Annotated in this window: 18 protein-coding genes; 15 read left to right on the plus strand and 3 right to left on the minus strand. The window is 63.3% G+C overall.

Translation table 11 applies throughout. The features are described from left to right. From tpiA to VK804_RS28925, 3 genes are all read left to right on the plus strand, one after another. Window positions 1–687: triose-phosphate isomerase (tpiA, locus tag VK804_RS28915; protein ID WP_325376601.1), on the plus strand; the 687-nt coding region annotated here is incomplete at its 5' end. A 144-nt stretch (window positions 688–831) separates the two neighbouring features. Then, on the plus strand, window positions 832–1,224 hold the full coding sequence (gene secG, locus VK804_RS28920; protein ID WP_325376651.1) for a preprotein translocase subunit SecG: 393 nt from the start codon (window positions 832–834) through the stop codon (window positions 1,222–1,224). A gap of 167 nt (window positions 1,225–1,391) precedes the next feature. Then, window positions 1,392–3,023, plus strand: coding sequence for a CTP synthase (locus VK804_RS28925; protein WP_325376603.1), 1,632 nt, complete (start codon window positions 1,392–1,394; stop codon window positions 3,021–3,023). A gap of 5 nt (window positions 3,024–3,028) precedes the next feature. Here VK804_RS28925 and VK804_RS28930 read toward each other — a convergent pair whose 3' ends face one another. Then, window positions 3,029–3,646 (minus strand): hypothetical protein, encoded by a 618-nt coding sequence (locus tag VK804_RS28930; protein WP_325376605.1) that lies wholly within the window; start codon window positions 3,644–3,646, stop codon window positions 3,029–3,031. Window positions 3,647–3,733: 87 nt separating this feature from the next. On the opposite strand from VK804_RS28930, the gene VK804_RS28935 reads away from it, so the two are divergent. The 6 genes from VK804_RS28935 (at window position 3,734) to VK804_RS28960 (ending at window position 8,858) form a co-directional block, all read left to right on the plus strand. Beyond that, window positions 3,734–3,919, plus strand: coding sequence for a DUF1843 domain-containing protein (locus VK804_RS28935; RefSeq protein WP_325376607.1), 186 nt, complete (start codon window positions 3,734–3,736; stop codon window positions 3,917–3,919). Between the two features lie 94 nt (window positions 3,920–4,013). Beyond that, window positions 4,014–5,399, plus strand: coding sequence for a radical SAM/SPASM domain-containing protein (locus VK804_RS28940; protein ID WP_325376609.1), 1,386 nt, complete (start codon window positions 4,014–4,016; stop codon window positions 5,397–5,399). Between the two features lie 114 nt (window positions 5,400–5,513). Next, entirely contained in the window at window positions 5,514–5,840 is a 327-nt protein-coding gene (locus VK804_RS28945) for an NIPSNAP family protein (RefSeq protein WP_325376611.1), read from the plus strand. A gap of 6 nt (window positions 5,841–5,846) precedes the next feature. Next, on the plus strand, window positions 5,847–6,722 hold the full coding sequence (locus VK804_RS28950) for a VOC family protein (protein WP_325376613.1): 876 nt from the start codon (window positions 5,847–5,849) through the stop codon (window positions 6,720–6,722). Between the two features lie 52 nt (window positions 6,723–6,774). Further along, window positions 6,775–7,650 (plus strand): 3-deoxy-8-phosphooctulonate synthase, encoded by an 876-nt coding sequence (gene kdsA, locus VK804_RS28955; RefSeq protein ID WP_325376615.1) that lies wholly within the window; start codon window positions 6,775–6,777, stop codon window positions 7,648–7,650. Next, a complete protein-coding gene (locus tag VK804_RS28960; RefSeq protein ID WP_325376617.1) occupies window positions 7,650–8,858 on the plus strand; it encodes an MFS transporter in 1,209 nt (402 codons plus the stop codon). The genes kdsA and VK804_RS28960 overlap by 1 nt, the downstream gene beginning before the upstream one ends. A gap of 57 nt (window positions 8,859–8,915) precedes the next feature. On the opposite strand, the gene VK804_RS28965 is transcribed toward VK804_RS28960, so the two are convergent. Then, complete coding sequence (locus VK804_RS28965) at window positions 8,916–12,200, minus strand: autotransporter outer membrane beta-barrel domain-containing protein (protein ID WP_325376619.1); 3,285 nt, start codon at window positions 12,198–12,200, stop codon at window positions 8,916–8,918. 300 nt (window positions 12,201–12,500) lie between these two features. Here VK804_RS28965 and VK804_RS28970 point away from each other — a divergent pair, with 300 nt between their 5' ends. Together VK804_RS28970 and VK804_RS28975 are read left to right on the plus strand one after the other, a co-directional pair. Beyond that, window positions 12,501–14,138: a tetratricopeptide repeat-containing glycosyltransferase family protein gene (locus tag VK804_RS28970; protein ID WP_325376621.1), complete on the plus strand. Its 1,638-nt coding sequence runs from the start codon at window positions 12,501–12,503 to the stop codon at window positions 14,136–14,138. Continuing rightward, on the plus strand, window positions 14,138–16,300 hold the full coding sequence (locus VK804_RS28975; protein ID WP_325376623.1) for a tetratricopeptide repeat-containing sulfotransferase family protein: 2,163 nt from the start codon (window positions 14,138–14,140) through the stop codon (window positions 16,298–16,300). The genes VK804_RS28970 and VK804_RS28975 overlap by 1 nt, the downstream gene beginning before the upstream one ends. Window positions 16,301–16,365: 65 nt before the next feature. Here VK804_RS28975 and queF read toward each other — a convergent pair whose 3' ends face one another. Next, a complete protein-coding gene (gene queF / locus VK804_RS28980; RefSeq protein WP_325376625.1) occupies window positions 16,366–16,842 on the minus strand; it encodes a preQ(1) synthase in 477 nt (158 codons plus the stop codon). Between the two features lie 122 nt (window positions 16,843–16,964). Between queF and eno the strand changes: the two genes are divergently transcribed. The 4 genes from eno (at window position 16,965) to VK804_RS29000 (ending at window position 21,012) form a co-directional block, all read left to right on the plus strand. Beyond that, window positions 16,965–18,248, plus strand: coding sequence for a phosphopyruvate hydratase (gene eno / locus VK804_RS28985; RefSeq protein ID WP_325376627.1), 1,284 nt, complete (start codon window positions 16,965–16,967; stop codon window positions 18,246–18,248). A 47-nt stretch (window positions 18,249–18,295) separates the two neighbouring features. Then, window positions 18,296–19,432, plus strand: coding sequence for a zinc-binding dehydrogenase (locus tag VK804_RS28990; RefSeq protein ID WP_325376629.1), 1,137 nt, complete (start codon window positions 18,296–18,298; stop codon window positions 19,430–19,432). A 95-nt stretch (window positions 19,433–19,527) separates the two neighbouring features. After that, entirely contained in the window at window positions 19,528–19,920 is a 393-nt protein-coding gene (locus VK804_RS28995; RefSeq protein ID WP_325376631.1) for an MAPEG family protein, read from the plus strand. A 96-nt stretch (window positions 19,921–20,016) separates the two neighbouring features. Continuing rightward, window positions 20,017–21,012 carry an MBL fold metallo-hydrolase gene (locus VK804_RS29000; RefSeq protein WP_325376633.1) on the plus strand — a complete coding sequence of 332 codons (996 nt, stop codon included), beginning with the start codon at window positions 20,017–20,019 and terminating at the stop codon, window positions 21,010–21,012. Window positions 21,013–21,076 lie beyond the last annotated feature (64 nt).

The following is a 21,076-nucleotide window of genomic DNA, read 5'->3' on the forward strand; positions in this document are numbered from 1 at the left end:
TTTGAGGCCATGCTGGCCGGCGCTTCTGAGGTCGCAGACCGGGCCGACCTCCTGGTTTGCCCACCCGCGACCCTGATTATGGCTTTTGCCGATAAGGCGCGCGGCTCAAAAGTTCTCGCGATCGGCGGCCAGGATTGCCACCCCAAGCCTTCGGGCGCCCATACCGGCGACATTTCGGCGGAAATGCTGGCGGATGCCGGCGCCAGCGCCGTCATTGTCGGCCATTCCGAACGGCGCGCCGATCACGGTGAGAGTGACATGCTGGTTCGGCAAAAAGCCGAGGCGGCCTGGCGTGCCGGTCTCACCGCCATCGTCTGCATCGGCGAGACTCAGCAGCAGCGGGATGCGGGGCAAACCCTCGAAATCTGCGGCGGCCAGCTCAAGGGATCGCTGCCGGACCGGGCCACCGCGGCCAAGCTGGTAGTGGCCTACGAACCGGTCTGGGCGATCGGGACAGGGCTGACGCCCACGACTGGAGATGTTGAACAGATTCATAAGTTTATCCGCGAAACCTTGAAGGCACGGTTTAGCGGCGAGGGGGCTCGTATCCGCATCCTGTATGGCGGCTCGGTAAAGCCCTCGAACGCTGCGGAATTGATGGCGGTTGCGAACGTCAACGGCGCGCTGATCGGCGGGGCCAGCCTGAAAGCGGCGGATTTTCTTGCGATTGCAGGTGATTGCCCCTAACTAACGGCGAAGCGGTGTGGGGGCGACCATGCTCCCGGGGGTGACAATCCCCCATCCGATCGTGTAACACCGCGCAACTTCAAACACCGCAAGCCCAACATGCTGCCGGATGCCGGCGCTTTTGGCTTGCGACGGAAGGTAGAGATGCAGACCGTCGTTATCGTAATCCACCTGATGATTGTCGCGACACTGATCGCGACGGTGCTGTTGCAGAAATCCGAAGGCGGCGGCCTTGGGGTTGGCGGCGGGGCCGGCTTCATGTCCAGCCGCGGCACGGCCAATTTGCTGACGCGCACGACGGCGGTTCTGGCAGTGGGCTTCTTCTTAACCAGCCTGTTTCTGTCCTGGCTCGCAAGCTACGACCGCAAGCCGAGTTCGATCATCAATCCGGTGTCACAATCGCAGCCGGCGGGTGGGGCGACACCGGTCGCACCGCCGACCAGCGGCGGCGGCGTCCTGGATTCGCTCAAGAAGTCCGACGAACAGCAGCAGAATCAGCCCCCGCCATCCGGCCCGCAGGCGCCGCGTTCGCAATAAAGCGGGATGGCCATGCAGGAACGGCATCTACCCTCCTGCATCAGAAATCCCCATCAACACACTGACAATATTTTAGATTTCAAGTCACCCACAGCCCAGCAAAATGTTCGCGGCGGCGTGCGATTCGCTTTGGCGAATCGTGCGGGTAGCCTTAAAGGTTAAGCCCCATGGCGCGGTATATCTTCATCACCGGCGGCGTGGTTTCTTCGCTCGGAAAAGGTCTGGCTTCGGCGGCTCTCGGCGCGCTGCTGCAGGCGCGCGGCTACAAGGTTCGGCTGCGCAAACTCGATCCCTATCTCAATCTCGATCCCGGAACGATGTCGCCATACCAGCACGGCGAAGTGTTCGTGACCGATGACGGCGCCGAGACCGATCTCGACCTCGGTCACTATGAGCGCTTTACCGGACGTCCCGCCACGAAAGCCGACAACATCACCACCGGCCGCATCTATCAGGATATCCTGACCAAGGAACGGCGTGGCGATTACCTCGGCGCCACCATCCAGGTAATTCCGCACGTCACCAATGCGATCAAGGATTTCATCCTCGACAGCAATGACGAGTTCGACTTTGTCTTGTGCGAGATCGGCGGCACCGTCGGCGATATCGAGGGCCTGCCGTTCTTCGAGGCGATCCGCCAGATCAAGAACGACCTGCCGCGCGAACACGCCATCTATATCCATCTGACGCTATTGCCGTTCATCCCGAGCGCCGGCGAGTTGAAGACAAAACCGACCCAGCATTCGGTCAAGGAACTGCGCTCGATCGGCATCCAGCCGGATATCCTGCTGTGCCGGACCGACCGGCCGATCCCGAAGGAAGAGCGGCGCAAGCTCGGGCTGTTCTGCAACGTGCGCGAAAGCGCCGTGATCGAGGCGCGGGACGTCGACAACATCTACGCGGTGCCGGAGGCCTACCATGCCGCCGGCCTCGACGGCGAGGTGCTGGCGGCGTTCGGGATCGTGCCCAAGATTCCGCCGGCGCTGCAGAGCTGGAACGTGATCAACGAGCGCGTCCGCAATCCCGAAGGCGACGTCACCATCGCCATCGTCGGCAAATATACCGGCATGAAGGACGCCTACAAATCGCTGATCGAGGCGCTGTCGCATGGCGGCATCGCCAACAAGGTGAAGGTCAATCTCGACTGGATCGAAAGCGAGGTGTTCGAGAACGAGGATCCCGCGCCGTTCCTCGAGCACGTCAACGGCATCCTGGTGCCCGGCGGCTTCGGCCAGCGCGGCGCCGAGGGCAAGATCCGCGCGGCGCAGTTCGCCAGGGAGCGCGACGTGCCCTATTTCGGCATCTGTTTCGGCATGCAGATGGCCGTCATCGAGGCGGCGCGCAATCTGGTCGGCATCGAACAGGCCAATTCCACCGAGTTCGGTCCAACGCCGGAACCCCTGGTCGGGTTGATGACGGAATGGCTGCGCGGCAATGAGCTGGAAAAGCGGACCAAATCCGGCAATCTCGGCGGTACCATGCGGCTCGGGGCCTATCCCGCCGCGCTCAAGCGGGGCAGCCGGGTGTCGGAGGTTTACGGCGGCGCCACCGAGATTTCGGAACGCCATCGCCACCGCTACGAGGTCAACACCGCCTACAAGGACCGGCTCGAGCAGCACGGCCTGAAATTTTCAGGCCTTTCGCCCGACGGCGTGCTGCCCGAGATCGTCGAATACGAGGACCATCCCTGGTTCATCGGGGTGCAATTCCACCCCGAATTGAAGTCGCGGCCGTTCGAACCGCATCCGCTGTTTGCCTCGTTCATCCAGGCCGCTGTGGTGCAGTCGAGGTTGGTGTAAGGCGTTCACGCGCGCCGCGTTTTGCGGCGCTTCCAGCTAAACACGCCGAAGCAGTAGTTCGGGAGGTCGGCATCGACCTCGGTCTCGACGAAATCCCGATCGGCGCGAAACGCTTCGACGATATTGTGAACCGCGATCACCGTGAGCGGCCTGGTCCGGGCCTTTTTCAGGCCGTGGACAAATCTCTTCGCGGCGTCCGGAAAGAACGGGCTGTTGACGAACAGGTACGAAACATCGGCGTAGCTTTGCGCCAGCGCGTCGCCCTGGACGACCTCGACGTCGAGACCGAGACGCTTGGCGGTTTTTCGCATGGCATTGCAGCGTCCCGGGAGGATCTCAACCGCGCGAAATCGGCAGTCTGCGACGCTGGCGCCGTAGAAAACCGCATGCCCGTAACCAGCGCCGGCATCGCAGAACAGGTCGTTCGGCTGCGGCTTGATGGCACGGAAGATTTCACGAAGCTCGCGAAATGACAGCCTGCCGAAGGTGAAGTTCTGATTGCCAAAACGATGCAGCAACGCCGGCAGATCGTTGCTTCGGCCTTCGGACGATGGCGTCAACTTCATTGAACGCCGCAGGCGCGAACTCTCGACCGCGTTGCCGTCATGAAACGCCTTGATCATGTCGCGGATCGGGACTGGCTCGCTAGACATATGTGACAACTTATGAGAACATTGTCGTGTAACGCAACCTGAAAGTTGGAGCCGGCCATGACGCTTGTCGCTTACGGGACCGCTATCAATCTAGCGTTGAAAAACGCCAAGACCAAACTCGAAGATCTCAAGGTATTGCGTGATCACGCGAACGCCATTCTGGCGGCGCAGGGTGACCTGAAGGGCGCGCTCAAAAAGCTCGAAAAGGAAATCAAGGCTCGCGAGAAGAAAAAGAAGAAATGACGCGTCGGCGAGCGTGAACCAGGCGGTCAATTTGAAGAACAGCCGGGCGGGAAAGTCGCCCCGTATCCGGACGGCGGAGGATCGGCATGCGCATGTGCCGGTTCACGTCGTCTGGGAGATCACGCTCGCCTGCAATCTGAAATGCGGCCACTGCGGCTCGCGCGCCGGCAAGCGCCGCGCCAACGAGCTTTCTACCCTGGAATGTCTCGACGTCGTTCGCCAATTGGCGGCGGCCGGAACGCGCGAAATCACCCTGATCGGGGGCGAGGCCTATCTGCGCCGCGATTGGCTTGAGATTGCGGCCGAGATTGCGCGGCTTGGCATGCATTGCGGATTGCAGACCGGCGCACGCGGTTTGACGCGTGAGCGCATCGAGGCGGCGTATGCCGCCGGCGTCCGGGCGATCGGTGTTTCGGTCGACGGGCTGCGCGATTTGCACGATCGGCTCCGGGGCGTTCCAGGAAGCCACGACCAGGCGATCCGCGCCATCCGGGATATCAGCGATGTCGGCATCGAGCCGGGGGTCAACACCCAGATCAATGCGCTATCGATGCCGCAATTGCCGCTGATCTTCGATGAGATCACCGCGGCCGGCGCGAAATACTGGCAGGTGCAATTGACGGTGGCGATGGGGAATGCCGTCGACAACAGCGCGATGCTGCTGCAGCCGCATCAAATCATCGATGTCGTCGACAATCTTGCAGAACTCTATCACCGCGGTCGCGACATCGGATTTCGGGTATTGCCGGGTAACAGTATCGGATATTTTGGACGACACGAACCGCACTGGCGCTCGCTCAGCAGCGAGATCACGCACTGGGAAGGATGCACTGCAGGCGAGACCACGCTGGGGCTGGAGGCTGACGGGACCATCAAAAGCTGTCCGTCGCTGCCGAAATCACACTACGCCGGAGGCGAGTCCCGCTCGGTTTCGATCGACGAGGCGTTGCGCAACCTGTCGCATCGTACCGTCCGCCGTGACGGCAATCGCGGCCGCAGCTTTTGCGGCTCGTGCTATTACTGGAACACGTGCCGGGGCGGCTGCACCTGGGTATCCCACGTGCTGGAGAGCCGGCGCGGGGACAACCCCTACTGCTATTACCGTGCGACCACGCTCGCCAGGCGCGGGTTACGGGAGAAGATCGTGAAGGTCGCGGATGCACCCGACGAGCCATTCGCGGTCGGCCGCTTCAAGGTCAGGCTTGAGCGGGCTGATGGATCGATCGCACCGCGCTCGATCGGTCTCGACGACAAGCGACGTAAGCGCGGCCGCCTGATTTTATGCCCATCCTGCGACGAATACATGTCTTCAGCGGAGCGCCAGTGCCCGCATTGTGGCGCCGCAAAGGATACAAAGCCCGCGGTCGATGAAACGCTGCAGCGCGCGGTACAGATGTCGATCGACGAAATGGAGCGTCACGGTCGCCGCATTCTGGAGATCGCGGGCCTGCCGGGCGCGGAAACATCGTCCCCGGAGTAGTGGTACGCAAGAACCCGGGTCCGGGCGACGGCACAGCCGCCATGCGATTTGCGCCAAGACAGCTTCCAAACCAGCCGCTATAACCCCTCCGCAAGAAAAAGGGAGGACCATCAAATGATCTATGAGACACGCGTCTACCGCTGCCTGCCGGGACGTCTGCCGGCGCTGCTGAAACGGTTCGAGACGACCACGCTGAAACTCTGGGACAAACACGGCATCAAGCAAGCCGGGTTCTTCACCACGCTGGTCGGCGAATCCAATCAGGAGCTGACCTACCTGCTGGCCTGGGAATCGCTTGCCGATCGCGAGAAGAAATGGGCCGCTTTCCAAAGCGATCCGGACTGGATCTCGGCGCGGGCGAAAACCGAGGAGGATGGCCAGATCGTCGGCAACATCGTCAATCAACTGCTGGTGCCAACCTCGTTTTCGTCGGTGAAGTGACCGGCATTGCCTCACGGCATCGACCACATCGTGCACGCCGTCCGCAATCTCGATGCGGCCGGCGCGTTCTATCGCCGGCTCGGCTTCACCGTCGGGGCGCGCAACCGTCACGACTGGGGCACGCATAATCTGATCGTGCAGTTCAAAACGGCGTTCGTCGAATTGCTGGAGATCGGCGAGCCCGACAGGATTCCTCCTCACAACGGGCGGTTCTTTTCGTTCGGCGCTTTCAATCGCGACTACATCAAGTCGCGCGAGGGGCTTTCGATGCTGATCGGGAAGAGCTCGGATGCGATCGAGGATGCGGCCTCGTTCGAAGCCTCCGGAATTTCCGGGTTTGACGTGTTCGACTTCTCGCGTGAGGGCAAAAGGCCCGACGGATCAAAGGTGAAGGTCGCGTTCTCGCTCGCCTTTGCCCGCGACCCGTCGTCGCCCAATCTCGGCTTTGCCGTTTGCCAGCAACATTACCCGGAAAACTTCTGGAATCCGGACTTTCAGCGCCACGCCAACGGCGCGATCGGAATCCCTTCCATTGTGATGGTTGCCGACAATCCGACCGATCATCATATCTTTCTGAAAGCCTTCACCGGCATTAGCGACCTGCATTCGAGCTCGCTCGGCATCACCGCGCGCACCGAGAACGACGACATCGAGATCATGTCGCCGGTCGCCTTTCGCGACCAGTTCGGCGCCGTGCCCGATGTAAGCGGGGAGGGGATGACACTGAATGCGATACGCTTTGCGGTCGCCGACCTGGCGAAGGTCGAAACCCTGCTGCGGCAAAACGCGATCCCGGCGCAGCGCCATGTCGGGCGGCTGGTCGTGGCGCCGGACATCGCCCATGGCGCAACCCTGATATTCGAACCTTTCAAAATGGGTTGATCCGGTCGCCGCTGCCCGGCATGGTCCGATCCGAAAACGAAGGAAAAAAGCCTTGAACGCCAACATTTCAGCCGAGCCGGTCGTTACTGCCGGATCGGTCCAATTCGGCAATGATTTGCCGATCTCGATCATCGCCGGCCCCTGCGCACTCGAGAGCCGCGCCCACGCGCTCGAAGTGGCCTCCGCGCTGAAGGAGATCGCAACCCGCCTCGGCGTGGGCGTCGTCTATAAAACCTCATTCGACAAGGCCAACCGTAGCAGCGGATCGGCTCCGCGCGGTATCGGACTGGCCCAGGCGCTGCCGATCTTTGCCGAGATTCGTTCCTCGCTCGGCCTGCCCGTGCTCACCGACATCCACGAAGTCGCGCAATGCGCCGAGGTCGCGCAGGCCGTCGACGTTCTGCAAATTCCGGCGTTCCTGTGCCGGCAGACCGATCTGTTGCTGGCGGCGGCCGCGACCGGCAAGGTCATCAACGTCAAGAAAGGTCAGTTTCTTGCGCCCTGGGACATGGCCAACGTCGTCGCCAAGATCACCGGCGCAGGCAACGCCAATGTGCTGGTCACCGAGCGCGGCGCCTCGTTCGGCTACAACACGCTGGTGTCGGACATGCGCGCGCTGCCGATACTGGCGCGCACCACCGGCGCGCCGGTGATTTTCGACGCCACCCATTCGGTGCAGCAGCCCGGCGGCAAGGGGACATCATCGGGCGGCGAGCGCGAATTCGTCGCCGTGCTGGCGCGCGCGGCCGTGGCCGTCGGCGTCGCCGGCGTGTTCATCGAGACCCATCCAGATCCGGATCATGCGCCGTCCGACGGCCCCAACATGGTGCCGTTACGCGAATTCGAGGGTCTGGTACGGACGCTGATGTCGTTCGACGCGCTCGCCAAGAAACTGGAAAAGAAACTCGAAAAGAACGTAGCGCGCTGATGCACCAGACGTCGCGGCGGCCGCTCGATCAGCGCATGCCGCCGCTCCTCAATATCATTGCGCTTTCGACATTCGCAGCGAGCCTGTCGGCGCGGGCGCTCGATCCGGTGCTGCCGCATGTCGCCGGCGATTTCCGCGTCAGCATCGCTACCGCCGCAGGCTTTGCATCGGTGTTCGCATTCACCTTCGCCATCATCCAGCCGGTGCTGGGCGCCGCGGCCGATCTGTTCGGCAAGGCGCGCCTCGTGATTGTGTGCCTGGTGCTGCTCGGGCTTGCCAATGTTCTCGGCGCCTTGTCGTCGTCGTTTTCGCTGCTGTTTGCCTCGAGGATCCTGGCGGGAATTGGCGCCGGCGGCGTGTTTCCAATTTCGCTGGGGCTGACCAGCGACCTGGTCGGGCCGGAAAAGCGGCAGGTGGCGATCGGGCGAACGCTGGCGGGGTCGATGACCGGCAATTTGCTGGGCGCATCGCTGTCGGGCCTGATCGGCGATTTCCTCGGTTGGCGCGGCGTGCTCGCGGTGCTTGGCTCGCTGGCGATCGTGGCCTCCGTCGCGGTCGCACTGGGCTTTCGCGGCGGCGGGCTGGCGCGGGCGCCGGCAAAAGTCGACCTCTCGGTGCTCAAGCACGGCTATCGCACCATCTTTGCCAATCCGAACGCGAAGGTCTGCTACGGCGCGGTGTTCATCGAGGGTTGCTGCGTGCTCGGCCTGTTTCCCTATGTCGCATCGTTCCTGTTCGAGCAGGGGGTCACCAGCCTTTCCATCAGCGGTCTCGTCATTGCCGGCTTCGCGGTCGGCGGATTGTTCTACACTTTCAGCGTGTCGCGATTGCTGCCGCGGCTCGGCGTCAACGGCATGATGATTTCGGGTGCAGCCCTGATGGGCCTGCAATTGGCCATCGTCGCATTCGGCCCGCGCTGGCAGTTTCAGGTCGGCAATTTCATCCTGATGGGTTGGGGCTTTTACATGATCCACGGGTCGCTGCAGGTGTTTGCCAGCGAACTCACGGTGGAGGCCCGCGCCACCGCGCTGTCGCTGCACTCGTTCTTTTTTTTCATGGGCCAGACCGTCGGCCCGATCGCCTACGGCTTCGGCATCGAGCATGCCGGAAAAATCTCGACCATGCTGACGAGCGCAGCCGTGATCATGGTGCTTGGTTTGATCTGCGCGCGGCTGTTGCGGCAGACGAGACCGAAGGATGCCGCCTGAGCCGCGGCGACGGGCGTGCTGGACAGATTGCGACCGCCTCCGGAAGGGTCGCAGGCCTTACCAGGTGTAGCGCACGACGCCCTTGCCGGCGTAGGAGCGTGTAACGTTGGAGAATTCACCCTCGAAGGTTGCCGCCGCCGACCAGCCGTTCATCCATTTTACCTCGGCGGAGGCCGTGGTCAGCGCCGAATCATGCGCCTGCGTCGCGCCATTGACGACGAAGGAAGCCCCCGGCAGCGACTGGAAGGTGGCGCCGATGCCGCGGTTGGGATCGTAATCATGCGCCCAGGCAAATCGGCCGCGCAGGGTGAAGATCGAGTCCGTCATCGCCCAGGACTTGTCGGTGCGGATGCCGAGTTCGCTGCGCGTGTCCGTGACGTCCCTGGCGCCATAAGCCAGCGCAAACATATTAGAGCCAACGATCGCCTGCTCGGCATAGGCCGGCAGGTCGAAGGTGGTGAACTGCGCGGCGGCGTAGGGCGTGATGCCCATCCACGGCGTGGCGAAGCGATAGCCGCCTTCGGCGCGGCCCGAATAAGCATTGGCGTTGAAGCGCGCCTGCAGCTGGTCGATGCCGGCGACGGTGACGGTACGGTTGGTCGTGATGTCCTGCCAGCCATAGGCGAGGGCGGCCGAGATATAGGCCGGCCCGGCGGTGTGACGCACATAGGCGCCGGCCTGGAACAGGTCGGAATGTCCGCTGCCGAATCCGTTGACGCTGAAATTGGTGCCGCCGCCGGCGAGCGCGAAACCGGCCAGCGTGTACGGCGAGAAGCGATAGTCGGCGCCGACCGCCGTGCCGGCGATGCTGCTGGTCGTGTTGTTCGATCCGAGCGCCGCATTGCCGTCGGTGGTTTGCGAGCCGCCGTAACCCGCGGCCCACACGCTCCAGCTTGGAACAAACGGAGCGGGCGGCGGCGCCTTGTGCCAGATCGCGGCATAGGCGTCGCTGCTCGAACGAGATGTTGCCGCGTAAGCGTTCGCGCCGGCACTCTCCGCGGCGAATGGCGTCGCACCCGGGCCGCCGGTCCCGCCTGCGCCGCTGCCGCCGAAGAACGGATCGGTCAGCAGCCCCATGAACAGGCCCATTGCGTTGAACGTCGCCTGCTGCGATCCGGTCGCGGTTTCGCCCGAGACTTGCGTGAGTCCTGCCGGCGTCAGCGCTCCGAACGCCAGCGGAATGCTCCCCGTGGTGTTGAAGAAATTGACCAGTGCGTTCGCAACGTTCTGCTGGTTGACATTTAACCCGCCACCGAAATTCGGACCCGGCGGCGGGGGTATGAAATTCAAGGTCAGATTGAGAAAGGCATCTTTGGCGTCATAACTCAGGTTGGTGGAGAAGTTGGTCGGCAGGTTGGTGTTCACGAGCGAACCGAAGGTACCGCTGACGCCGCCGGCCGCGGTCAGGATGGTATAGGTCTTTGAGATGTAGCTGCCGTTGGCAAAAATCGCATTCACGGTGGCGCCGCCCGGCGTCGCCGTGCCGGTGACACTGGCAAACGATGCGGTGGCGGGATTGAGCTGCACCATGTACAGCGCGCCGGAAGCGAAAGCGAGATTGCCGCTGACGTTCATGGACGTGCCGGGCGTGCCGCTGCCGGGCGCGAAAGTGCCGCCACTGGCGATCATGGTGGTGCCGACCGTGCCGGTACCCATCAGCTCGCCGCCGGAATTCACCGCGGTCAGCGTGGAGGCAATCGAACCTGTCAGGTTCAGGATGCCGGAATTCACATTCACGGCGTTCACGCCCGAGATGGCGTTGGAATAGGTGAAGGTGTTGCCGGCGCCGACCGCGAAGTTCACCGTGTTGCTGGAGCCCTGGCCGACGATATTGCCGGAGATGGTGCCGCCGGTGACGTTGACCGTATCGGCCAGCGCGGAGAGCAGAATGTTGCCGCTGATGCTGCCGGCTTGCTGGTTGACGGTGGTCGCAGCGCCCTCGCCCCTGACGTCGATCGCCGCGGTGGTGCCCGTCAGGCTGCCGCTGTTGGTGATCCCGCCGGTAACGATACTGCCGCCGGTCACCATGATGCCGGTCTTGGCATTGATCGAACCCTGGTTCAGGACGCCGCCGCTGACCGAGGATGCCCCGCCATTGACCGTGAAGACCTGTCCGCTCGTAAAGGTGATCGACCCGGTATTGCTGAGCAGAATTCCGGCGCCGTTGGCGGCGTTGATGTGGCCCGCGGCGGAATTGGTGATGCCGCCCGAAACCGTGGCGCCGTCGAGCGCGATGCCGGCAAAGCCGGTTCCGCTACTGGTGATCGTTCCGCTGTTGGTGACCCCGCCCCCGACGCTCGCCGGGCCGGTTGCGGAGTGAAAGGTGGTGCCGACGAGGTTGATCAGGTTCATCAGCTGGATGCCGTTTTGACCCGCCGTGATCATGCCCGTGTTGGAGACGGCGCCGCCAACCGTGGAGCTGACGATCTGGATGCCGGTAAGACCGGCGTTAATCGTGCCATTGTTGGCAACGTTGCCGTTGACTATGGCTGTGGTGCTGGGGTCGACGAAGGCGAGAATCCCGATTCCTACTCCGCCCGTCAGCGTGCCGCCGACTTCATTGATGACCGAGCCCGTGATGGTCTGGGCTATTCCGGCCGTGCTGGGCAGTATCTGGATGGCGGCGCCGGAAGCGTTACCCTCGGAGATGCTGCCGAAATTCTGCACCGAGCCGCCGATCGAGCCGCCATTGGAAATCGCGAGACCGACCGTGGCGGAGGTGGCGGTCAGCGTCTTGTTATTGATGACCGAGCCCACCACCGTCGCCTCGCTTACGGCCATCGCCGCGTCGGGGCCGGAGGTAACCGAGCCGTTGTTGATGATGTCGCCGCCAACGGTCACGCCACCCGCGGAGATGCCGACGTTGGAGGAGATGATCGTGCCGTTATTGGTGATCGAGCCGCTGACGCCCTGGTTCGGCGTCCCATGTATCCCCTGTACGAGGATGCCGCCGCCCGTAGGAGAGTTGATCGTGGCCCCGGTGGAGTTGGTGATCGAGCCGTTGAGCTTCGCCTGATCCAGGAAGATGCCTTCGTTGGTGGCGTTGATCGTGCCGTTGTTGATGATGTTGCCCGTGACGGTCGGGCCAACGTAGAGGCTGATGCCGGTTCCGTTCGGGTTGGTGGCGCCGCTGGCGGTGACTGTACCGTTATTAGTGATATTGCCGGTTGTCACCGGGCTTACGGTGAAGGTGACGCAGGTATTTCCGGCTTGGGCATAGGGCAAGCCGGGATTGGTGACGACGCTGCAGGTCGCCGCCTCGGCGGACTGGTCCATGGCAACGATGAGCGCGAGCGCCGAGCTTGTCGCCAGCAGCGTGCCGCGCAAAAGTCCCTGTTTCATCCCCGACCCCCCGAAGCGTAAGCCCACAAACCTCGGCTTCGCGGCTTGATCTCGCTGAGATGCCCAAACCACACACGAACCAAACCACCCACGAAAAAGGGTATCATCATCATGCCCTGGCAGGATGACGTCCCGCCCCGGAATTAACCGAATCTTTACACCTGTAGCATGACGGCAACATAGGAAATGCAGCAACCGCAATGACTTCCGGCTCGCCGGCGGCCATCGCAAGTTGCGCGGCTTGACTTTTCTGGTTCGGCTACGCCGCTTGCCTCAAGGTTGCGGCCATGCTGAAGCCGCATGGACAGGGAGATTGCCGGCATGAAGCCGGGAGCGCAGAGCGAGGGGACGGCAGCCACGACACTGCAACGCATGCCGCTTGCACAAGCGCTGGCGCTTGCCGAGCAGCACCGCGGGATGGGGCGGCTTCCCGAGGCCCGCTCGCTCTGCACCAGCATCCTTGCGGCGCAGCCGAACGAGGCCGGGGCCTTTCACCTTCTGGGCCTGATCGCGCATCAGTCGGGCCAACTCGACGAAGCGATCGCGCATCTGCGCCACGCCGTCTCGCTCACGCCCGAGGTGCCGCTGTTCCATGCCAATCTCGCCGAGATTTACCGACTCGCCGGGCGCGTCGATGATGCGGTGCGGGAGGGCCGCCGCGCCGTCGAGCTCAAGCCCGACTATCTGGAAGCGCTGAGCAATCTCGGCGTCGCGCATTACGAACTGAACGACTACGAGGAGGCCGCGCGCTGTTATCGGCGCGCGATCGACTGCAACCCGAAATTTGCGACCGCGCACGGCAATCTCGGCAATGCGCTGCGTGCGCTCGCGCGCTTCGACGAAGCGATCGCCAGCTACCGCATTGCGCTGGCGCTCGATCGCAATTTCGCCGGTTGCTGGTCCAATCTGGGATTGACACTCGCCCAGCTCGGTCGCCATGACGAGGCGCTCGATGCCTATCGGACGGCGGTCAAGGCCGACCCGCTGCTCGCCAACGGACATGTCGGCGTCGCCTTGCAAACCTTGCTGCGCGGCAATCTCGCCGACGGCTGGTTCGAATATCAGTGGCGATGGCGATCAAGCGAATTGTCGCCGCCGCGCATCGCCGCACCGGCCTGGCAGGGAGACGCGCCGGCCGGCCGGCATATCCTGCTGGTCGCGGAGCAAGGGTTGGGCGACACGATCCAGATGTGCCGCTATGCGGCCGTCCTGCGCGACGCCGGCGCCAATGTGTCGTTGATGGTCCAGCGTCCGCTGCTGCGGCTGCTGTCGGCAAACCTGCCGTGGGCCACCGTGGTCGAGGACCAGCCGCAGCATCCGGCTTGCGATGTCTGGTGCCCGCTCCTGACCGTGCCGCTGCTGCTCGGTACCACGACAGAGACGATACCGGCCGGCATCCCGTATCTGCACGCGCCGGCGGAGCTTGCGACCGCGTGGCAAATCGAGCTCGGCGACCGCGGGCGTCTGCGCGTCGGCGTCGTCTGGGCCGGCAGCCCCAAGCATGTGAACGACCACAACCGCTCGGTGCCGCTGGCCACGCTGGCACCGCTCCTTGCGATCGACGGCATCACCTGGGTGAGCTTGCAGACCGGACCGCGCGCCTCCGAGGTGGCGGGCGTGCCGGAACCGCCCTTCGATCCGTCGGCTCGGCTCGGCGATTTTCTCGATACCGCCGCGCTCGTGTCCCAGCTCGACCTGGTGATCTCGGTCGATACGGCGGTGGCGCATCTCGCCGGCGCCATGGGAGTTCCGGTCTGGGTACTCCTGCCGGTGGGCAACGATTGGCGCTGGCAGTTGAACCGTGAGGACACTCGATGGTATCCGACCATGCGCCTGTTCCGGCAGCAGGCCTACGGCGAATGGCAGCCGGTCGTGGCTCGGGTCCGCGAGGCGCTGTCGGGGCTGGCGAATGCCGGGCCAGATGAACGGCGGGAGTGATGAGCAACAGCCGCGACAGCACGGCCGGCACCGACGCCGCAGCGGAAATTCCGGTGACGTTGTCGCTATCCCTCGACCAGGCGCTGGCGCTCGCCGAGCAGCATCTGCAGGCCGGCCGGCTTCCGGCCGCCGAGGCGCTGTGCCGCGACATCTTGCGCGCCCGGCCGGAGTACGCGCCGGTCCTGCACCTCCTCGGCGTCGTCACCTATCAGGCCGGCAACCTGCAGGCCGCGATCGACCTGATGCGACGCGCCACCATGGCGGACGGAACGGTTGCGCTCTACCACTGCAACCTCGGCGAGATGTACCGGCTCGCCGCTCAACGCGACGCGGCGCTCGCCGCCGGCCGCCGGGCGCTTGCGATCGATCCGAATATGCCGCAGGCGCTCAACAATGTCGGCATCGTCCACTATGAGCGCGACGAATTCGACGACGCGGTCGCGCATTACCGCCGTGCGATCGCGCGCGCGCCGAGCTATGCCGAGGCCCACAGCAATCTGGGCAACGCGCTACGCGCCCAACACAAATTCGACGAGGCGCTGACCGCCTATCGGCAGGCGCGGCAGTTGCGCCCGGCCTATGTGGAGGCGATCAACAATATGGGCACGGCGCTCCGTGACATGGGGCGCGCCGCGGAGGCCGAGGCGACCTACCGCCAGGCGCTGGCGCTGCAGCCCGACGACCCCAGCGTGCTCAACAACCTGGCGCTCGCGCTCAAGGAGGCGGAGCGGTTCGACGAGGCGAGCGCGCTGCTGACCCGTTCCTTGTCGCTCGATCCGGGCAGGGCCAAGACGTCGACCTATCTGGCGCTGGTCAGGCTCGACCAGAAGCTCTTTCCGGAGGCCGAAGCCGCCGCGCAGCGCGCGCTCGCGCTGGCGCCCGACGACCCCGAAGCCCTCAACGCGATGGGCCTCGTGCGCTTCGAGCAGCAGAGATCGGACGAGGCGCTCGCGCTGCATCGCCGCGCGGTCGAGCTCAAACCCGACCTCGCCGACGCTTACAACAATATCGGCAACATCCTGAAGGAAAATGGCGAGCTCGCCGCGGCGCGCGCGGCGTTCGAGCGGGCAATCGAGTTCGACCCGCGCGAGGCCGGCTATTACTTCAATCTGGCCGACGCCAAAAAATTCACCGAAGGCGACGTACACCTCGCGGCGATGGAGCAGCGGGTGCGCAATCCCGATGGCCTTTCGGCCGGCGCGCGGAGCCGGCTCGATTTCGCGCTGGCCAAAGCCTATGACGATCTCGGCCGCTACGACGAGGCATTTGCCTCCATGCACGAGGGCAACGCGCTCAAGCGCGGACGAATCGATTACGATGAAGCCGGCACGCTTGGGCTGTTCGACCGGATCCGCTCGACCTTCGACCCCAGCTTGCTCGCCGCCGGAGCAAGCTCGGGTTACGCTTCGACCCTGCCGGTGTTCGTGGTCGGCATGCCGCGCTCGGGCACGACGCTGGTGGAGCAAATCCTGGCGAGCCATCCCGCGGCTCATGGCGCCGGCGAGTTGAACGACTTCAATGTGCTGGTCGATCGGATGGCCGGCTCCCGCGGCAACGCCTTCCGCTATCCCGAAGATTCACCGGCGCTGACGACCGATCAGTTGCGCGCGCTCGGGCAGGCTTATGTCGACGGGCTGCGACGGCGGGCACCCAGCGCCGAGCGCGTGACCGACAAGATGCCGGCAAATTTCCTGTTTCTCGGCCTGATCCATCTGGCGCTGCCGGGCGCGCGCATCATCCATGTGTTGCGCGACCCGCCCGATACCTGCCTGTCATGCTATTCGAAGCTGTTCACGGCGGAGCAGAATTTCACTTACGACCTCGGCGAACTCGGGCGCTACTATCGCAAATATGCCGAGCTGATGGCGCACTGGCGCGCCGTAATGCCTGAAGGCCGCATGCTCGAAATCCGCTACGAGGATGTGATCTCCGATCTGGAAGGGTCGGCGCGGCAACTGATCGAGCATTGCGGGCTCGACTGGGATCCGAGCTGCATCGCCTTTCACAAGTCGCAGCGCCCGGTGCGTACCGCGAGCGCCGCCCAGGTGCGGCGCCCGATCTATCGTACGTCGCTGGGGCGCTGGCGCGCCTATGAGCCGCATCTCGCACCACTGCTCGCCGAATTGGGCGTTCTGGCAACGCCCCGTGGCGAGGCGGACTAATTTTTGGGAACGCCGGATACGCCGCGAGCCGGCCTTTAGCGTTTTCAATGCAAGCAGCGCGAAAATCATCCCCGCCCGCGATAGGGCGCGACACCTTGATCCGGAATCCACATGCCATCAGGCAGTCTGCCGGTCTGCCAGAACACATCGATCGGGATGCCGCCGCGCGGATACCAGTAGCCGCCGATGCGCAGGAATTTCGGCTTGATCTCGGAAGCGATCCGCTTGCCGATCATGACCGTGCAATCCTCGTGGAACGCGCCGTGATTGCGGAAGCTTGCGACATAGAGTTTCAGGGATTTCGACTCCAATAGCCATGACCCTGGCACATAGTCGATCACCAGATGGGCGAAATCCGGTTGCCCGGTCACCGGGCAGAGCGAGGTGAATTCGGGCGCCGTGAAGCGGACGACGTAATTCGTATCCCTTTGCGGATTGGGCACGCGATCGAGTTGCGCCTCCTCGGGGGTCTTTGGCCATTCGACGGCGCGGCCGAGCTGCAGCTCTTTCGATTTCGACGATTTCGTTGGTGTTTTCGACATGACGGTCTCCGCTGCCGATTTCTTAGCCAATCGGCTCGCCGAGGTCACGCGGCCTTTTCCGCCTCATGACCTTGCTGTAGAAGCAGCCCAACCGCTCAAATCAGCTGTCCAATGAGGCACCCATGACCGCCATCGTCGATATCATCGGCCGCGAAATTCTCGATAGCCGCGGCAACCCCACGGTCGAGGTCGACGTGGTGCTGGAAGACGGCTCGATGGGCCGGGCGGCGGTTCCCTCGGGCGCCTCCACCGGCGCGCATGAGGCGGTCGAGCTGCGCGATGGCGACAAGTCGCGCTATCTGGGCAAGGGCGTGCTGAAGGCGGTCGATGCGGTGAACAGCGAAATTTTCGACGCCCTCGGCGGCATGGACGCCGAGCAGCAGGTCCAGATCGACGAAACCATGATCGGGCTCGACGGCACGCCGAACAAGAGCCGGCTCGGCGCCAACGCCATCCTGGGCGTGTCGCTGGCGGTCGCCAAGGCCGCGGCCGAATCCTCCGACCTGCCGCTCTATCGCTATGTCGGCGGCACCTCGGCGCGGACGCTGCCGGTGCCGATGATGAACATCATCAATGGCGGCGTTCATGCCGACAATCCGATCGACTTCCAGGAATTCATGATCATGCCGGTCGGCGCCAAGACCTTTGCCGAGGCGCTGCGCTGCGGCTCGGAAATCTTCCACACCCTGCGCGCGGAGCTGAAGAAGGCCGGCCACAACACCAATGTCGGCGACGAGGGCGGTTTCGCACCGAACCTGCCGTCGGCGGACGCAGCCCTTGAGTTCGTCATGGCCGCGATCGGCAAGGCCGGCTACAAGGCGGGCGGCGACGTCATGCTGGCGCTGGACCCTGCCGCAAGCGAGTTCTTCAAGGACGGCAAGTATGTCTACGCAGGCGAGGGCAAAAGCTTCAGTCCGTCCGAGCAGGCGAGGTATCTCGCCGATCTGGCATCGCGCTATCCGATCGTTTCGATCGAGGACGGCATGGCGGAAGACGACATGGACGGCTGGAAGGAATTGACCGATTTGATCGGCAACAAATGCCAGCTGGTGGGCGACGATCTGTTCGTCACCAACGTCACGCGCCTTGCCGACGGCATCAAAAACGGCCGTGCCAATTCCATCCTGCTCAAGGTCAACCAGATCGGTACGCTGACGGAGACGCTCTCCGCAGTCGAGATGGCCTACAAGGCCGGCTATACCGCCGTCATGTCGCACCGTTCCGGCGAGACCGAGGATTCCACCATCGCCGACCTTGCGGTCGCCACCAATTGCGGCCAGATCAAAACCGGCTCGCTGGCGCGCTCCGACCGCACCGCCAAATACAATCAGCTGTTGCGGATCGAGCAGGAACTGGGCACGCAGGCGAAATATGCGGGCAGGGCGGCGCTGAAGGCGCTGAGGTAAGATCGCGAAGGCGCGGCTTCACAAAAATACCAACGGGAGGATTTGAGATGAGCGACGGCAAGACCGGGCTTCAGCTTCGTTCGCTGATCAAGAAAAGCGGTGAACTCGAAATTTCCCTCGTCGGCGTGCCGGTGCCTGAACCGGGTCCCGACCAGGTCGTGGTGCGGGTCGAGGCCTCGCCGATCAATCCGTCCGATCTCGGGCTTCTGGTTGGCGCCGCCGATATGTCGACGGCCACGGCCTCCGGCACCAAGGACTCACCCGTCATTACCGCAAAAGTCCCGGAGGCTGCCATGAGAGCCATGGCGGGGCGGCTCGATGAATCCATGCCGGTCGGCAATGAGGGCGCCGGCGTGGTCGTCAAGACGGGATCGTCGGACGCGGCCAAAGCGCTGATGGGCAAGACCGTGGCCATGATCGGCGGCGGGATGTATGCGCAGTATCGTTGCCTGCGGGCTGCCGAGTGCATGCCGCTTCCGGCAGGCACCACGCCCGCCGAGGGCGCTTCCTCCTTCGTCAATCCGCTGACGGCGCTCGGCATGACCGAGACCATGCGGCGCGAAGGCCACAAGGCGCTGGTACATACGGCGGCGGCCTCCAATCTCGGGCAAATGCTCAACAAGATCTGCCTCAAGGACGGCATCCCTCTGGTCAATATTGTCCGCAGCAAGGAGCAGGCCGATATCCTGCACAAGATCGGCGCCAAGTATGTCGTCGACTCGACTTCGCCGACCTTCATGGACGATCTGACCAACGCGCTGGTGGAGACCGGCGCGACGCTCGCCTTCGACGCCATCGGCGGCGGCAAGCTTGTGGGGCAAATCCTGACCTGCATGGAGATCGCGGCCAACAAGACCGCCAAGGTCTATAGCCGCTACGGATCCAGCGTTTACAAGCAAGTCTATATCTATGGCGGCCTCGACACACGTCCGACCGAGTTGAACCGCGCGTTCGGCATGGCCTGGGGCATCGGAGGCTGGCTGTTGACGCCGTTCCTGATGAAGATCGGGCACGCCGATGGACAAAAGCTGCGCCAGCGGGTGGTCGACGAACTCAAGACGACCTTTGCCAGTCATTATACGCAGGTCGTCTCGCTGCAGGAGGCGCTGCAGCTGAACCATATCGCGGTCTACGGCAAACGTGCGACCGGCGAGAAGTATCTGATCAATCCGAACAAGGGCTGATAACATTCGGGGGTACCGGAGCGCTCAGTTCATGCTGACGCGATCAAGCCGCAGGAGTTGCCGAAGAATCATTTTTGAAAAATGGGGGGAATTCAATGTCGACAGATCTGAAATATCTTGCCTTTACCGCCATTCTCACGGCATCGCTGTGGATACCCTACGTCGTCTGCCAGGTGACGACGAATGGAGGGCTTAAGCCGCCGAACTATCTCGATCCCACGCAGCGGCCGATACCGCTCTGGGGCCGCCGCGCCGACCGGGCCTATATCAATGCGGTTGAGACCTTTGCTCCGTTTGCGGCGCTGGTGATCGTGGTTCATCTCGCCGGCAAGGCGGACGGAATGACGGCGTTCTGGGCGATGGCTTATTTCTGGCTGCGGCTTGCACACGCCGTCGTCTATTTGCTCGGCATTCCCTATATCCGGACGGTGATTTTCACGCTCGGCTATGTCGCGGTCGTCGGGATGTTCGTCGAATTGATCAAATAGCTGCACTGAACGGGCCTTGCATTCCCTCGGCAACGGAGGAAGATTTGCATCGAATACGCATGCGCAAAGACGCAGCACATCAAGGGAGGAACCACCATGATTGACTTGAATCGCCGTCAACTTCTAGCGGGAGCCGCTGCCGCCGGCGCTGCGACCGCGCTTACCTCGTCTTTGTCGCCCGCGCGCGCCGCGGTGCCGCCGGCGGGCGCGCAGGCGCCCGGGTTCTATCGCTACAAGGTCGGATCCTACGAATGCACCTCGATCAATGACGGGGTATTTTTGCGGCCGGTCGATAACTTCGTTGCCAATATCCCGAAGGAACAGGCGGAGGCTGCGGCTGAGGCCGCTTACATGCCGAAGGGCATGGTGGCGGTGCCGTTCAACCCGCAGCTCATCAACACCGGCTCCAAGCTGGTCCTGATTGACTGCGGCAACGGCGTTTCCATGCTGGAGCCGAGCAAAGGCCGGGCCGGCCGCACCTTGCAAAACCTTGCCGCTGCCGGCGTCGATCCCAAGAGCATCGACATCGTGCTGATGTCGCATCTGCATCCCGATCATACCAACGGCATCCGTGCCGCCGACGGCTCGATGGCGTTCCCGAATGCCGAAATCATGGTGCCGGCGAAAGAATGGGAATTCTGGATGAGCCCTGAGAACGCCGCCAAGGCCGAGTCCAACACCATGATGAAGAACTACTTCGCCAACGTGAAAAAGGTCTACGCCGGCATCGAGTCGAAGGTGACGAGATATGACTGGGGCAAGGAGGTCGCGCCCGGCATCACCTCGATTGCAACACCGGGTCATACGCCTGGACACACCTCGTTCGTGGTCGCATCAGGCGATTCGAAAATCCTGGTTCAGGCCGACGTCACCAACATTCCCGAATTCTTCCTGCGCAATCCCGACTGGCATGTGGTCTACGACACGGATCCCGCGCTGGCGCAGGAGACCCGTCACAAGTTCTACGACATGGCGGCAGCCGAGAAGGCGACCGTGGTAGGCTTCCACTTCGCATTCCCCTCGATCGGTCACGTCGAAAAGGACGGCAGCAAATACCGGCTGATCCCGGCCGTCTGGAGCCCGGTGATTTGATTGCTGCTGCTCACTTGGTAACCAGGCCGCCCTCAGGGCGACCTGGTCAGCGTCCTCAATGATT

Origin of the sequence: Bradyrhizobium sp. (genome assembly GCF_035484855.1) — a bacterium.
Taxonomy (GTDB): Bacteria; Pseudomonadota; Alphaproteobacteria; order Rhizobiales; family Xanthobacteraceae; genus Bradyrhizobium.